Here is a 12,607-nt window from a genome sequence, read left to right as displayed (position 1 = left end):
CTATAAGCGCTCGTCAACAGTGGACTTGATAAATTTAATTAAGTCATCGCGTAAATCCGGAAGACTGAGACCATATTCTATTACTGTCTTCATATAACCGAATTTATTTCCTACATCATAACGATGTCCATTAAACTCCAGGGCGAAGACGCGTTGGATTTTATTCAAGCGATCGATGGCATCAGTTAATTGAATCTCGTTACCAGCCCCAGCTGTTTGTGTTTCTAATAGTGAAAAGATTTCTGGTGTTAATAGGTAGCGGCCGATGATAGCTAAATTGGACGGTGCGACTTCGGGTGCTGGCTTTTCGACAAACCGTCTCACATTATAAATACCTTTTTTGTATTGGCGCTCCGGATCAATGACACCGTATTTGGAGGTATCTTGAGGTGGGATTGACATGACTGCTAGAGTAGAGGCATGGGTATCTTTATAATTATCGATTAATTGTTTGGTCAAAGGAACCGTATCGGTCATTAAGTCATCGCCTAACATGACGACAAAAGGTTCATCTCCTACAAAATTCTTGGCTTGTAAAACAGCGTGGCCCAGTCCCTTTGGATAAGATTGACGTTTAAAGAAGAGGTTAATCTTATTAAGATCTTTGACAGTGGTTAGTAATTCTTCTTTACCTTTAGCTTCTAAGACGGCTTCTAACTCCTCATTGGCATCAAAATGGTCTTCAATGGGCCGCTTAGACCGTCCGGTCACAATTAAGATATCCTCGATACCTGATTGAAGGGCTTCTTCCACAATAAACTGAATAGTCGGTTTATTAATGATAGGAAGCATTTCTTTAGGCATGGCCTTTGTTGCAGGAAGAAACCTAGTTCCAAGCCCTGCTGCGGGGATGACGGCTTTTCTAACTTTCATAGACAATCTCCTTTGTTTGTAATCCATTTTATCATACGGCTTTTATCTGATATTCTCAAGCCATGTCAATTCTTAAATAGCCTCAAAGTTTTTAAAGTGATTAGTGATAAGTTAGTATTTTTTGTGAATTTCTAGAAATCGCCTCGTAAATAACTTATAATAACTATGCTATTATAGAAAGGAAGATGGAACAATGTCCAAAAAACTAATTAAATATATTACTGTCTTTGCTTTATTCATGACATCATTATTCACAACTACTGTGACTACCCATGCTATGGATATTAATAAGCCATTCTCAGTCTTACTTTTAGGGATTGATACGGGCGATTTAGGTCGAACAGAAGTTGGGCGTTCAGATGTTATGATGGTTGCTACGATAAATCCTAAGGAAGAAAATATTGTCATTACCTCTATTCCTCGTGACTCCTATGTTGATATTCCTGATAGAGGAATGGATAAAATCAATCACGCTTATGCCTTTGGGGGACCAGAATTGTCAGTTGAAACAGTCGAAAACTGGTTAGATATTGAAATTCCATACTATATTACCGTTGATATGAAAGGCTTAGCTGATGTAGTTGATTCTGTAGGAGGAATTGATGTTGTTCCACCAACTTCTTTTGAAATCAGCGGTTATAGTTTTACTGAAGGTCAAGAACTACATTTAGATGGTGAGATGGCGCTTGCTTACGTTAGAGAACGCTACAATTCTGGTGGCGACTATGCTCGTCAAAAGCGTCAACGTCAAGTGGTAGTTGGTATTGCCCAATCTGCTTTAAATAAAAGCAGAGGTATTAAAGAAGTAATAGATATGACGACGGCTATTAACAAATATGTGGGGATGAATCTCAATATGTTTGATTTGGGTAAGCTAGTAATTTCACACTTAGATATGCGTCCAACGCTAACCTTTAATCAATTTGAAGGTGAAGGCTTTATGTTAGACGGCATCTATTATGATCAAATTACTGAAGAGTCCTTTAATAAGAATCAACAAATTATTAAGGACGAGTTAGACGGTAAGCTTACCAATAATTCAGAAAATGAAGAAAGCTTTAAATTAGAAAAAGAATCGGATAAATAAATGAAAACAGACAGCTAGGCATAGCATCATTGCCCCTAGCTGTCTGTTTTTTATTGTTTTAAAAGCGTTTTCTCTATATAATAAGAATAATTTTAAAAATAAATTTGATGAGTGGGTGACAATAAAATGAAGAACTTTAAAGGCTTTTTAACAGCTGGCCATTTAAAGTGGTTGGCTTTAATTTTTATGATCATTGACCATACAGCTGTTGTTCTGATCGAAATGGGCATCTTTAGACATCAGAGTGATTACAGCTATGAATTCTTAAGCCAGATGGTAAGCGTTTATGAAATTATGCGAAATATTGGGCGCTTAGCTTTTCCAATCTATCTTTATCTATTATTAGAAGGTTATCATCATACTAAAAATTTGAAGCGTTATTTTATGCGTTTGGGGTTTTTAGCAGTGATATCGGAAATACCTTTTGATTTAGCCTTTGCTGATCAAGTCTTTTATTGGAACCATCAAAATGTTTTCATAGAATTATTGATTGCCTTAATGCTTTTTGTAAGTCTGGATTATTTTAAAGATCGTTGGTTGATGCGTTTAGTGAGTGTCGGCTTATGCTTTGGCTTAGCATATTTAACTATGGCAGATTATGACTTATTTGGTTTATTAGCTGCTTTAATTTTTTATTTTGCTTATGGTAAACGATTAAGAGAGGCGCTAGCCGTTCTGCCAGCCTTTGCTTTTGAGTATTTCATGCCCACTGTCTTTCTAAGCAGTCTATTTATTCTTTTTTATAATGGTAAGCGTGGTAGGGTTCAACAAGCCTTTCACTATTGGGCCTATCCGGGACATATTTTATTGCTTTATCTAATTAAATTAATGCTTTTTAAATCCAATTAAAAATCAGTTTTTGGCTATCGGTTTTTAGCTTAGGAAGGGCAGGAGTATTTGACTAAGAAGAATTCCTAGGGTATACCCAATAGTCAGAGAAATGATGACCATTATTGCATCAATGCCCTTGATTATACCAGCAAGATTGTTCCCTTTAAGAATATCGCGCATGGCATTGGTCGTTGAAGTTACTGGATAATTTGGCATGATCATAGCTCCTAAAATAATGCCTGGATGAATGGTTGAAGGGAAACTAGCATCAATCCATTTTACGGCTAAAGATCCTAGAGCGATGGATAAGATATTAAAGAAAAAGTCAGTGAGAAAAGTTGTTTTGCGCCAATATTCTAAAGCTAGTATGAGACAAGCAATTAGAAAAGCGACCAACATATCTATATTAGTTCCGCCAAAGAGAATGACGAAGAGGACCATCAGGATTAGGTTAATGTATTTAATTAAAAAGCCATACTTATCATCCTTGATATTTTTCATAGCTTCATAGGCTTGATCAACAGATATTGCGCCAGAAACATAGGATCTAGAAATATCATTTACTTTAGCGATGTGTTGGATATTGTTTTGTCGCTGATTTATGCGGACAATACCAGAAAAACTATATTCTGCCAAGTCTGTATCTGTTAGCGATAAAAAAAGACCGGTGGTGTTGGAATAGCTAGAAGGGGAGTCAAGGCCAGTTGTTTGAAGGATTCTCAAAGTCGTGTCTTCAACACGGTGTTCCTCGGCATTGGATTCTAAAAGAATCTTCCCAGCTAAACGTGCTAATTTAAAAACTTTCTTATAGAAAATACGCATTCAACCACCCTCCTTCTTTTTTATATTTTAGAACCTATTGCTTTAAAAGGCAAGGAGAGTCAATCAATTGGTCGAGTACTATGAGTAAAGTATAATAATTGTTAAATAATTAATTACGAAAGGACGAACCTATGGCTTATCAAGCGAAAACCAAACAAACTCAAGCTAGCGTTAAAGCATTTATTCAAAGCATCGAAAAAAGAAAAGTGTCATGATACAATAATCATAAAGGGGTGATTTAATGGATCAATCAAGTTTACTGATCAATGATTCCACAATTGAGCATTTAATTACCATGGAAGATACCGTTGAAATTATTGACAATGTTTTTAAAGAATTTGCGGCTGGTCAAGTGGTTAATCCAGGTAAGGTAACTTTGGATATGGGGGAAACGGGAGGCTGGCCTTTTCATGAAGCCTTTCTTAACGCCATGCCAGCTTATTTAGGTTCTCTAAAAGTAGCAGGTCAAAAATTTGTGGGAGGTTTTGCAGGAGAACGAGCTAAAGCGGGTTTACCCTTTATTAATGCGATGATCATGCTAGTCGATGCTAGAATGGGTAATTTTATTTCAGTATTAGATGGGACACGGATTTCGAATATGCGAACCGGAGCGCAAGCAGCTGTAGCTTTAAAATATATGCTTAATAAGCCTAAGGTTAAAATGGGTATCTTCGGCGCTGGTCAACAAGCTAGACAGGTTACTCATGCCATTTCAACTGTTTTTGAGATAGTAGAATTAAGGGTTTGGAATATCCACCACGATACAGCCGAAGAGTTTAAAGAGGATATGCAAAAATATGTCCAAGGCGCCATTAAAATCTGTGAAGACGGTCAAGAGGCTTGTCAAGTAGACGCGGTCTTTACCCTAACTCCTTCTAAGGTTGCTTTAATAAAAGAAGAGTGGGTACAAAAAGGAACTATCGTTTTCCCAATGGGATCCTACCAAGAAATTGAATACGAATTGATCCACCAAGCAGATGCTATTGTGGTCGACCACGTCAGTCAAGCTCTTAATCGTGGAATCTTAAAACCTCTCTATCAGTCAGGTCAAATTTTAGAAGAAGATATCACAGCTACTTTGGCTGAACTTTCTGAGAGTCCGAGTGAAAAGATTGATCCAAAAAATCAGCGCATCATCTGTATTCCAATTGGAATCGGTGCCACGGATGTAGCTGTCGCTCACGAAGTCTATCAAAGGGCCTTAGCACAAGGATTGGGAACTTCCTTTGATTTTACCGCTTAATTATTTATTGACCAACATCCTAGAGCTTCTTTTAAGAGCGAGCAATACTTATATTTCTCCTATATTAAAAGTAGGTTAAATTGAGTCGTTTAAGATTACAAACGCTTACATTTTGTTTATAATGGTTTTAAGTGACTTTCAGTTAAAAAATAGGTTTAGAAAAGAGGGTTTCGATGAAAATCGTGGATGATTCGAGAAGGTTGGTTGCAGTAGATGAACAAGAAAATACACTGGCACAGATGGTTTATGAATTAACCGAAGGCGATAAAATCTGGGTCACTCATACTTTTACTCACCCTACCAACCAGGGTAGGGGGCTAGCTGGCGAGTTGTTCAATGCAATGGTCGATAAAGCCCGGAGGGAAGGAAGAAAGATTACTTCCACTTGCACCTATGTGACCCACAAGCTAGCTAAGGATCCTGAAAAATATCAGGATGTGACGGCAGACTCTTAAGGATTTAAGCCAATAAATTAAGACCTCCCATTGATTCGTTAATCAATGGGAGGTCGTCTTTGTATTAAGCTTATAGATGGAAGGCTGAAGCAATTTCTCCTTCTATCTCCGCGTTCAAAATCGCTGATAATTTAAGTCGTGCTTTTACGCCAGAAAGTCCTTGCGCAAATATGATCCCCATTTGTTTCAATTGTTTACCACCGCCTACATAGTCATAGACATCTTCAGTGACTCCGTTAAAGGCTCGAGAAACCATCACAATAGGAATGTTTTTTTCTAACAGTTGTTGAATGGGTGGAAGTGTCTCGGGTGGAATATTACCAGCGCCTAATCCTTCAATAACTAAGCCATCAAAATTATTATCTAGGACTGTTTGAAAGAGTTCGGGCCCCATGCTGGCGTAAGTTTTAATTAAGACAACTTTTTTACTAATTGAATTAACTTTATAATATTCACGGTGCAGTGATTCTTGGAAATAAATGACCTGGTTTTTAGAAATTAATCCAATCGGTCCAAAGGTAGGTGTCTGGAAGGTTGCAACATTAGTGGTATGGGTTTTGGTCACATAAGTAGCGGTATGGATTTCTTCATTCATCACCACTAATACCCCTTTGCCGCGGGACTTCTCATCACGGGCTACAAAGATGGAAGAGCGGAGATTGGCTAAACCGTCAGATCCAATTTCGTTACTTGAGCGCATGGCTCCCGTTAAAACGACTGGAATGGGGATATCAAGGGTTAGTTCTAAGAAATAGGCTGTCTCTTCCAGAGTATCTGTTCCGTGGGTGACAACAATGCCATCATATTGATCCGATATCGATTGAATATAATTGCTAAGATTGAGCATCAATTCTTCGTTCATATGCGGTGAAGGAATATTCATTAAATCTTCTACAGTGATATCAGCGAATTGGTTAAAGAAAGAAGATTGGGTAATAATTGGGTTTTCAGATGAGGGAGATACCTTACCACTGGTTTGGTCTTCAGACATGGCAATCGTGCCACCGGTATTAATTAATAATAATTTCTTCATGCTTTCACTCCTCATGGTTGTTCTTAGAAAAGTATAACGTTTTCAAATTCAGTAAACAATCCCTACCGCTTTGATTTTAATAAGAGTTTGGTTAAAGTTATGAAAAGGCGTTTCCCCTGTCTAAATCCAGATGAACCAGATGTAATAGGGAAAACTTCTTTGGGCTTTTTAAAAAATTAGGGTGTTAAGGATGATAATATAGGGCGGATTTTATAATGAACTTGACACTCATTCGTCTAAGTAAAAAACGACACTGAATTCATTTTCTATTGAAGTGACCAATCATCAATAAAGGAGAATTCAAATGTCGCATGATTATCGGAATACACCCACGCAAAAAGAAAAGAATAAACGGACTTTTACTTATTGACTATAGGCTACAGGCCGCATAGTTACAATAAATATTGTGGCTCGTGTTTAGGGGTTCACATCAAAAATGAGTGGATTTTATGCTTATTAAGTGATTTTTAGATGTGTCTTATTGTTGACATTTTCATAAATATACCTATACTAAATTAAGTCGAATTAGACTAAACTAAAAAATTTTTATCAATAGTCTAATATCATTTTAATCACTTTAAAATAAAATTAAAAGAGGCCATCGGAGTTTAAGGATAAAAAATGGAGGGGATATCAGAAAAAGAAAAAGAACTAAATAGATGGAAAAGGTTCGTTAAAACTTTTCAATAATGAGTAATCTTTTAAAAAATAGATATTTTGCTGAAAATCTTTGGGTATCATTTTTATTAAATTAAATAGGAGGAAACATTATGAAAAATGCCATCGTCGAAGTTGAGGATTTAACTATGGCCTATCAAGAACAACCTGTTCTTTGGGATATTGACGTTAAAATTATGAAAGGATCAAGAACAGCTATTATTGGACCTAATGGTGCTGGTAAGTCTACTCTAATTAAAGGGATTCTAGAATTAGAAAAGCCCCTTTCAGGAAGAGTATCTATACTGGGAACACATTTTGATGCCATAAAAAATAAAGTCGCCTATATTCCCCAAGCCAGTGAAGTCAACTGGGATTTTCCAACCACTGTAGAAGATGTAGTCTTAATGGGGAGATATGTTCATTTAGGATGGATTAAACGGCCACGTAAAATTGATTATGAAAAGGCTCATCAAGCCTTAAAAGAAATTGGTATTTATGAGTATAAAGACCGCCAAATTTCTCAATTGTCAGGTGGTCAAAGACAGCGTGTATTTATTGCACGAGCCATTGCTCAAGAAGCAGAGATCTACTTTATGGATGAACCCTTAGCAGGAGTGGACAAGCGGACCGAAAGAATCTTTATCGACTTTGTCAAGCGAATCCAGCAAAAGGGGCACACGTCGATTGTTGTTCATCATGATTTGAACACTATTAAACAATATTTTGACCATGTTATTATTTTAAATAAACGTCTAATTGCGGCGGGACCAACTGAAGAAGTCTTTGTTCATGAACATTTAGTTAAAGCGAATATGACTTGGGGAGGCGAAATTTAAAGTGGATATTTTAACTAGTTATTCCTTTATTTTAATTGCACTTTCTACTTTTCTTTTAGCCTCTGCTTCAGGAGCAGTAGGAGCTGTGAGTGTATTTAAAAGTCAATCTCTGATTGGCGATGCAATTGGGCATGCTACTTATCCTGGGATTGTTTTAGCCTTCATGTTGACGCTCTCCAAAGATACCATGACCATGATGATCGGAGCCGTTATTAGTGGGGGAGTGGCTTACGGTTTAATTCAAATCATTGACCAACATTCCAAACTTAATTTAGATGCAATTCTAGCCATCATTTTATCATCTTTCTTTGGTTTTGGTATGGTATTAAAGAGCAATATTTCTGGCAATCCGCGTTTTAAAGGAGCTTCTCAAGCAGGGTTAAAAAATTACCTTTTCGGTCAAGCTTCTTATATTATGGAAAATGATTTAAAAATCATTTTAATTGTGGCCCTTATCTCTATTTTTATATTAATTCTCTTTAAAAAAGAAATTAAGTTGTTTGTCTTTGATGAAGTTTATGCGAAAACAGTGGGTATTAAACCTGTTATTCTTTATAGTATTATTCTGGTCATGACGATGAGTTTAATTGCTGTAGGCTTAAAACTTGTCGGAACCATTCTAATTGCTTCAATTTTGATTGTACCTTCCATTGCAGCGATGCAATGGACCCATCGTTTTGAGCGCGTTTTAATTCTTTCGGGGATCTTTGGTGGTATATCTGCCGTGATTGGAACTTATATCTCTACCAAATATAACGGTATGAGTACGGGTCCAACTATTATTTTGACCTTATCAATTATCGCATTACTTTCGATGCTTTTTGGTAAAAAGGGAATTGTTCAAAAAACACTCATGCCAAAAAAAGGAGGAGAATTCAATGATTGAGAATATCTTACTATTATTTGATATTACCTATGAATCACTGATCATTCTGGTATTGACAGCTATCGCTTGTGCAATCATTGGCTGTTTCCTTTTATTGAGAAATCTTTCGATGTTAGGAGATGCCATTTCTCATACCGTATTATTAGGAATCGTATTAGCTTATTTTATCGCTCATGACTTAACATCCCCCTTATTAATAATTGGCGCCGCTTTGATAGGCGTTTTTACTGTCTGGGGCGTCGAGAGTTTATCCAATACCGGCTTAATAAAAAATGATGATGCGGTTGGTGTTGTCTATCCGCTCTTTTTCGCCTTATCCGTTATTTTAATTACTAAATATGGGAGGAACGTCCATCTTGATACGGATGCTGTGTTAATGGGGGATGTGGGGATGGCTTCCTTAACTCGTTTGGATGTTTTTGGTATTTCGATTGCTAAATCAGCTGTTCAAATGAGTGTTATGTTACTCATAAATATTTTGTTTATTGTACTCTTCTATAAGGAATTGAAAATCACAACCTTTGATGCCCAATTTGCCCAAGTGGCTGGGTTTACCCAGATTGTGCTCTTTTATGGTTTGATGTTGTTAACTTCAATCACAACGGTTGTCGCTTTTGATGCGGTGGGGGCCATTCTTGTTATTTCCTTCTTAATCGCACCAGCTGCTTCAGCCTATCTCATTGTAAAAAAATTAAATCATATGCTTTTGATAGCCAGTCTTTATGCAATTTTTAACTCCGTTTTGGGTTATTTTATCGGCTTAGGCTTAAATGTTTCACTCTCTGGTATGACAGCCACCATTGCAGGAATCACGTTTGGATTGACTTTCTTGTTTAATAAAAATGGATTCATTACTCAAATGGTCCGTAAGATTCAACAAAAAAGGACCTTAAAAGAAGAATTATTTATTATGCATCTGGCAAATCATAGGAATACAGTCAATGAATTGAGTGAAGTTGGCTTCCAATCAATAAAAGAGCATTTACAATGGCCCCAAGAGCAAATTGAAAAAGTAGCAAACCGTTTAATAAAAAATGACGAAGTTTTTCATGATAATTTGAATGCTACTTATCAACTAACTTCAAAAGGTCAAGTAAGAGTAAAATCTCTTAAAGAAAGGTATAATCTTTAATTCAGTCCTCTAACGCCAGTCTGTTTGCGCATAAGAATCCATGTCCATTACTAGGACGTGGGTTCTTTTAATATTGAAGATGTAAATGAATAAAATAAGGAATCTTTGGTAAAAGTTTACAAAGTTAATTATCCTTTATCAAAAAAATAAGGAAAAATCTTTAATTAGTTTAGATTCGTCTAAAATTCTGTTGACATGTAATGATTACTATTATATACTTACCTTACAAAAATAATTAGGGTAACCTAAAAAGGAGATATAGTATGAAAAAGTTTATTAAGTTTCTGTTCGCAATGGCATTGTTTATGGGGTCATCCGTTAGTTTAGCTTCGAGTGTTGCAGCTGAAGAAAAACCAATGGTTACTGTAACCACCTCATTTTTAGGAGATATGGTAAAGAACTTAGCCGGAGATCTGGTAACCATTGAAATGATTATTCCAGCAGGGGAGGATCCTCATTTGTATGAGCCAAGACCTCAAGATTTGCAAAAATTAAAAGAAGCTGATCTTGTTTTATACCATGGTTTGCATTTTGAAGGAAAAATGATTGAACAATTAGAACCAATTGGTGTGGCAGTTTCAGAAAATTTTGATTCGAATGAGGTCGGAGTAATGGACGATGATGGGGGAATGGCTGTCGATCCTCATTTCTGGTTTGATTTGAATCTCTATCAACAAGCTACTCAAAGAGCTTCTGAAGCCCTAATCGAGTTAATACCAGACAATGAAGCTGAAATTATGGAGCATACCGATAAGTATATTACGCAATTGAAAGAATTAGATAAAGAATTAGAGGAAAAAATTGCTTCAATTCCAGAAGAAAGTCGCTTCTTAATTACCCCACATGATGCTTTCAATTATTTCTCAAGAGCTTATAATATTCCAGTACGTGCTCCTCAAGGGGTAACAACCGATTCTGAGGTTTCTAATAAAGATATTGATGATACTGTTGATTTTATTGTTGAAAATAAAATTAAAGCAATCTTTGCTGAATCAACAACCGATCCAGCACGGATGGAAAAATTAAAAGAAGCTTGTGCCTCTAAAGGTTTTGAAGTGAAAGTTGTTAGTGGAGAAGGTCAAGAACTTTTCTCTGATTCATTAGCACCTGAAGGTCAAGAGGGAGATACATTTATTGATATGTGTCGTCATAATGTTGATTTAATTGTAAACAATTTAAAATAATAACTTAAATACGATTCGACCTAAAATATACCGAGGAATTCTCGGTATATTTTTTTTGTATGGTTAACTCAAAATCTTATTTCAGTAAAGCCTTGAGAGATAAACTTATGGGCTTTATGAACATATAAATAGATTTATAGATCAAGCTTAATATATAGCGTAGAATTTTTTGTGTAAGCTCCGAGACTCCCTAGAAAAAGAGACCTCACTTATGTAAGATTGTAATAGCCACAAAACAATCACACACAGGAGGTCCCTTATGGAAGACTTTAACACAAAATTATTCACAGCACTAGCCCAAGGTGAATCGATTCATGAACTGTTTCGTCAGGCTTTAGAAGAAGCGATTAATCTACTGCTTGAAAGTGAAAGAATCGTCTTTCTTGATGATGAGAAATGGGAAGTAAAAGGCTACCATACAGGCAATTCTTGAAATGGCTATTATTCGAGAACTTTAATAACAGAATATGGCAGGTTGAATCTTAAAGTTCCCCGTGATCGTTTAGGTGAATGAGACGTTAAAACACTCCAATGTCTTCAAGAAGTGCTTTCTCATCTAGAGGAGATGATTGTTTGGATGGTTCAAAAGGGTGTGACGACACGTGACGATTCAAAGCTCATCGAAAAGATGTAGGGTCCACATTATTCACCAACGACCCTCTCTAACCTTTCAAAAACATTTGGAGAAGAATTAGCCGCTTACCGACAACGTCCGATTAAACAAGACGATGTATGTTTATACTGTGAGGCTACTTTTGTCCCTGTAAGGCGTGGAAATGTCTCTAAGGAAGCCGTCCATACTATTATCGGAATGGATGCTCAAGGCTATAAGGAAATACTTGATTTTCAAGTCTATCCCACGGAATCAGCCTTGCATTACCGTGAAATGCTTCAAGACTTAAAACAAAGAGGGCTAGAAAATGTTTTACTTTTTGTCTCAGACGAATTGACCGGGTTAGCGGGGGCCCTGACTAATGAGTTTCCGATGGATCTTGTTGGACACACTTATTGAGACATGTCTCCATAAAAGTCCGTTTGAAGGATCGTCAAGAAGTGTTAGCGTCACTAAAAAAGTTCCTAAAGCCAGTAGTATCGTAGAAGCCACTCGACTACTCAATGAATTCATCCAGACCTGGGGAGCGACTTATCCAAAGTTGGCTGAACAATTGAGACTAAAAAAGAATCTTTTTTCATTTATGCATTTTCCCAAGGAAATACGGACATCCTTTTATACCAACAAACAATCAGAAGCCGTCAATAAACAAATAAAGCGGATCACAACAATAAAAGAACAGTTTCCCCATGAAGCCACTTAGGGAAAAACAGTCTATTGTTCTATTAGCGAGTATAACGCAAAGTTTGGACATCGGAAACATAAAGACTTTGGTAAAGCAACCTTTGAACATCAATCTCTTTTGGATCAAAAACGACCAGTTAACGAGACGAAATTAAGAGAAGGTCTCACAAAGCCCCAGTATCTTAATGGAGTAAACTATCACCCTTCGGTTGCTTCCCTCGCATTTTAGAGGACCTATCAATCCTACAGATCTAAGCGAATCCACATG

Annotated in this window: 13 protein-coding genes and 1 pseudogene; 11 read left to right on the top strand and 3 right to left on the bottom strand. The window is 36.6% G+C overall.

Annotated features, from left to right (window positions below; genetic code table 11):
• Positions 1 to 873, bottom strand: coding sequence for a UTP--glucose-1-phosphate uridylyltransferase GalU (gene galU / locus ACQV2Q_RS02525; RefSeq protein WP_428873686.1), 873 nt, complete (start codon positions 871 to 873; stop codon positions 1 to 3).
• A gap of 193 nt (positions 874 to 1,066) precedes the next feature.
• Between galU and ACQV2Q_RS02520 the strand changes: the two genes are divergently transcribed.
• Together ACQV2Q_RS02520 and ACQV2Q_RS02515 are read left to right on the top strand one after the other, a co-directional pair.
• A complete protein-coding gene (locus tag ACQV2Q_RS02520) occupies positions 1,067 to 1,960 on the top strand; it encodes an LCP family protein (RefSeq protein ID WP_428873687.1) in 894 nt (297 codons plus the stop codon).
• 126 nt (positions 1,961 to 2,086) lie between these two features.
• Positions 2,087 to 2,809, top strand: a complete 723-nt coding sequence (locus tag ACQV2Q_RS02515; protein WP_428873688.1) for a TraX family protein — start codon at positions 2,087 to 2,089, stop codon at positions 2,807 to 2,809.
• Between the two features lie 24 nt (positions 2,810 to 2,833).
• Here the strand turns inward: ACQV2Q_RS02515 and ACQV2Q_RS02510 are convergent, their stop codons facing one another.
• Positions 2,834 to 3,613, bottom strand: a complete 780-nt coding sequence (locus tag ACQV2Q_RS02510) for a threonine/serine ThrE exporter family protein (RefSeq protein ID WP_428873689.1) — start codon at positions 3,611 to 3,613, stop codon at positions 2,834 to 2,836.
• 241 nt (positions 3,614 to 3,854) lie between these two features.
• On the opposite strand from ACQV2Q_RS02510, the gene ACQV2Q_RS02505 reads away from it, so the two are divergent.
• Both ACQV2Q_RS02505 and ACQV2Q_RS02500 read left to right on the top strand, forming a co-directional pair.
• Positions 3,855 to 4,856 (top strand): ornithine cyclodeaminase family protein, encoded by a 1,002-nt coding sequence (locus ACQV2Q_RS02505; RefSeq protein ID WP_428881812.1) that lies wholly within the window; start codon positions 3,855 to 3,857, stop codon positions 4,854 to 4,856.
• A gap of 173 nt (positions 4,857 to 5,029) precedes the next feature.
• The gene (locus ACQV2Q_RS02500) at positions 5,030 to 5,311 is read left to right on the top strand and encodes a GNAT family N-acetyltransferase (RefSeq protein WP_428873691.1); all 282 of its coding nucleotides are present in this window, start codon (positions 5,030 to 5,032) and stop codon (positions 5,309 to 5,311) included.
• Between the two features lie 70 nt (positions 5,312 to 5,381).
• On the opposite strand, the gene ACQV2Q_RS02495 is transcribed toward ACQV2Q_RS02500, so the two are convergent.
• A complete protein-coding gene (locus tag ACQV2Q_RS02495; protein WP_428873692.1) occupies positions 5,382 to 6,344 on the bottom strand; it encodes an asparaginase in 963 nt (320 codons plus the stop codon).
• Positions 6,345 to 7,114: 770 nt separating this feature from the next.
• On the opposite strand from ACQV2Q_RS02495, the gene ACQV2Q_RS02490 reads away from it, so the two are divergent.
• The 7 genes and pseudogenes from ACQV2Q_RS02490 (at position 7,115) to ACQV2Q_RS02460 (ending at position 12,358) form a co-directional block, all read left to right on the top strand.
• Positions 7,115 to 7,840, top strand: coding sequence for a metal ABC transporter ATP-binding protein (locus ACQV2Q_RS02490; RefSeq protein ID WP_428874743.1), 726 nt, complete (start codon positions 7,115 to 7,117; stop codon positions 7,838 to 7,840).
• 1 nt (position 7,841) lies between these two features.
• Positions 7,842 to 8,726 (top strand): metal ABC transporter permease, encoded by an 885-nt coding sequence (locus ACQV2Q_RS02485; protein WP_428881810.1) that lies wholly within the window; start codon positions 7,842 to 7,844, stop codon positions 8,724 to 8,726.
• On the top strand, positions 8,719 to 9,858 hold the full coding sequence (locus ACQV2Q_RS02480) for a metal ABC transporter permease (RefSeq protein WP_428881808.1): 1,140 nt from the start codon (positions 8,719 to 8,721) through the stop codon (positions 9,856 to 9,858). Before ACQV2Q_RS02485 ends, ACQV2Q_RS02480 begins: the two co-directional genes overlap by 8 nt.
• Before the next feature lie 263 nt (positions 9,859 to 10,121).
• On the top strand, positions 10,122 to 11,042 hold the full coding sequence (locus ACQV2Q_RS02475; protein WP_428874741.1) for a metal ABC transporter solute-binding protein, Zn/Mn family: 921 nt from the start codon (positions 10,122 to 10,124) through the stop codon (positions 11,040 to 11,042).
• Between the two features lie 259 nt (positions 11,043 to 11,301).
• Positions 11,302 to 11,475 (top strand): hypothetical protein, encoded by a 174-nt coding sequence (locus ACQV2Q_RS02470; RefSeq protein ID WP_428881807.1) that lies wholly within the window; start codon positions 11,302 to 11,304, stop codon positions 11,473 to 11,475.
• Positions 11,476 to 11,517: 42 nt separating this feature from the next.
• A pseudogene (locus ACQV2Q_RS02465) lies at positions 11,518 to 12,054 on the top strand (IS256 family transposase).
• The gene (locus ACQV2Q_RS02460) at positions 12,017 to 12,358 is read left to right on the top strand and encodes a transposase (RefSeq protein WP_428881805.1); all 342 of its coding nucleotides are present in this window, start codon (positions 12,017 to 12,019) and stop codon (positions 12,356 to 12,358) included. Before ACQV2Q_RS02465 ends, ACQV2Q_RS02460 begins: the two are co-directional and overlap by 38 nt.
• Positions 12,359 to 12,607: the final 249 nt, after the last annotated feature.

Origin of the sequence: Facklamia sp. P12950 (genome assembly GCF_050409465.1) — a bacterium.
Classification (GTDB): Bacteria; Bacillota; Bacilli; order Lactobacillales; family Aerococcaceae; genus Facklamia.
Note: the sequence above shows the minus strand (reverse complement) of the source record. Positions and strands in the feature narration are given on the sequence as shown.

Coding starts and splice junctions, on each gene's coding strand:
- ACQV2Q_RS02490 (WP_428874743.1), top strand. CDS start 7,115: ATGAAAAATGCCATCGTCGAAGTTGAGGATTTAACTATGGCCTATCAA.
- ACQV2Q_RS02495 (WP_428873692.1), bottom strand. CDS start 6,344: ATGAAGAAATTATTATTAATTAATACCGGTGGCACGATTGCCATGTCT.
- ACQV2Q_RS02505 (WP_428881812.1), top strand. CDS start 3,855: ATGGATCAATCAAGTTTACTGATCAATGATTCCACAATTGAGCATTTA.
- ACQV2Q_RS02480 (WP_428881808.1), top strand. CDS start 8,719: ATGATTGAGAATATCTTACTATTATTTGATATTACCTATGAATCACTG.
- ACQV2Q_RS02515 (WP_428873688.1), top strand. CDS start 2,087: ATGAAGAACTTTAAAGGCTTTTTAACAGCTGGCCATTTAAAGTGGTTG.
- ACQV2Q_RS02470 (WP_428881807.1), top strand. CDS start 11,302: ATGGAAGACTTTAACACAAAATTATTCACAGCACTAGCCCAAGGTGAA.
- ACQV2Q_RS02510 (WP_428873689.1), bottom strand. CDS start 3,613: ATGCGTATTTTCTATAAGAAAGTTTTTAAATTAGCACGTTTAGCTGGG.
- ACQV2Q_RS02475 (WP_428874741.1), top strand. CDS start 10,122: ATGAAAAAGTTTATTAAGTTTCTGTTCGCAATGGCATTGTTTATGGGG.
- galU (WP_428873686.1), bottom strand. CDS start 873: ATGAAAGTTAGAAAAGCCGTCATCCCCGCAGCAGGGCTTGGAACTAGG.
- ACQV2Q_RS02460 (WP_428881805.1), top strand. CDS start 12,017: ATGAGTTTCCGATGGATCTTGTTGGACACACTTATTGAGACATGTCTC.
- ACQV2Q_RS02520 (WP_428873687.1), top strand. CDS start 1,067: ATGTCCAAAAAACTAATTAAATATATTACTGTCTTTGCTTTATTCATG.
- ACQV2Q_RS02500 (WP_428873691.1), top strand. CDS start 5,030: ATGAAAATCGTGGATGATTCGAGAAGGTTGGTTGCAGTAGATGAACAA.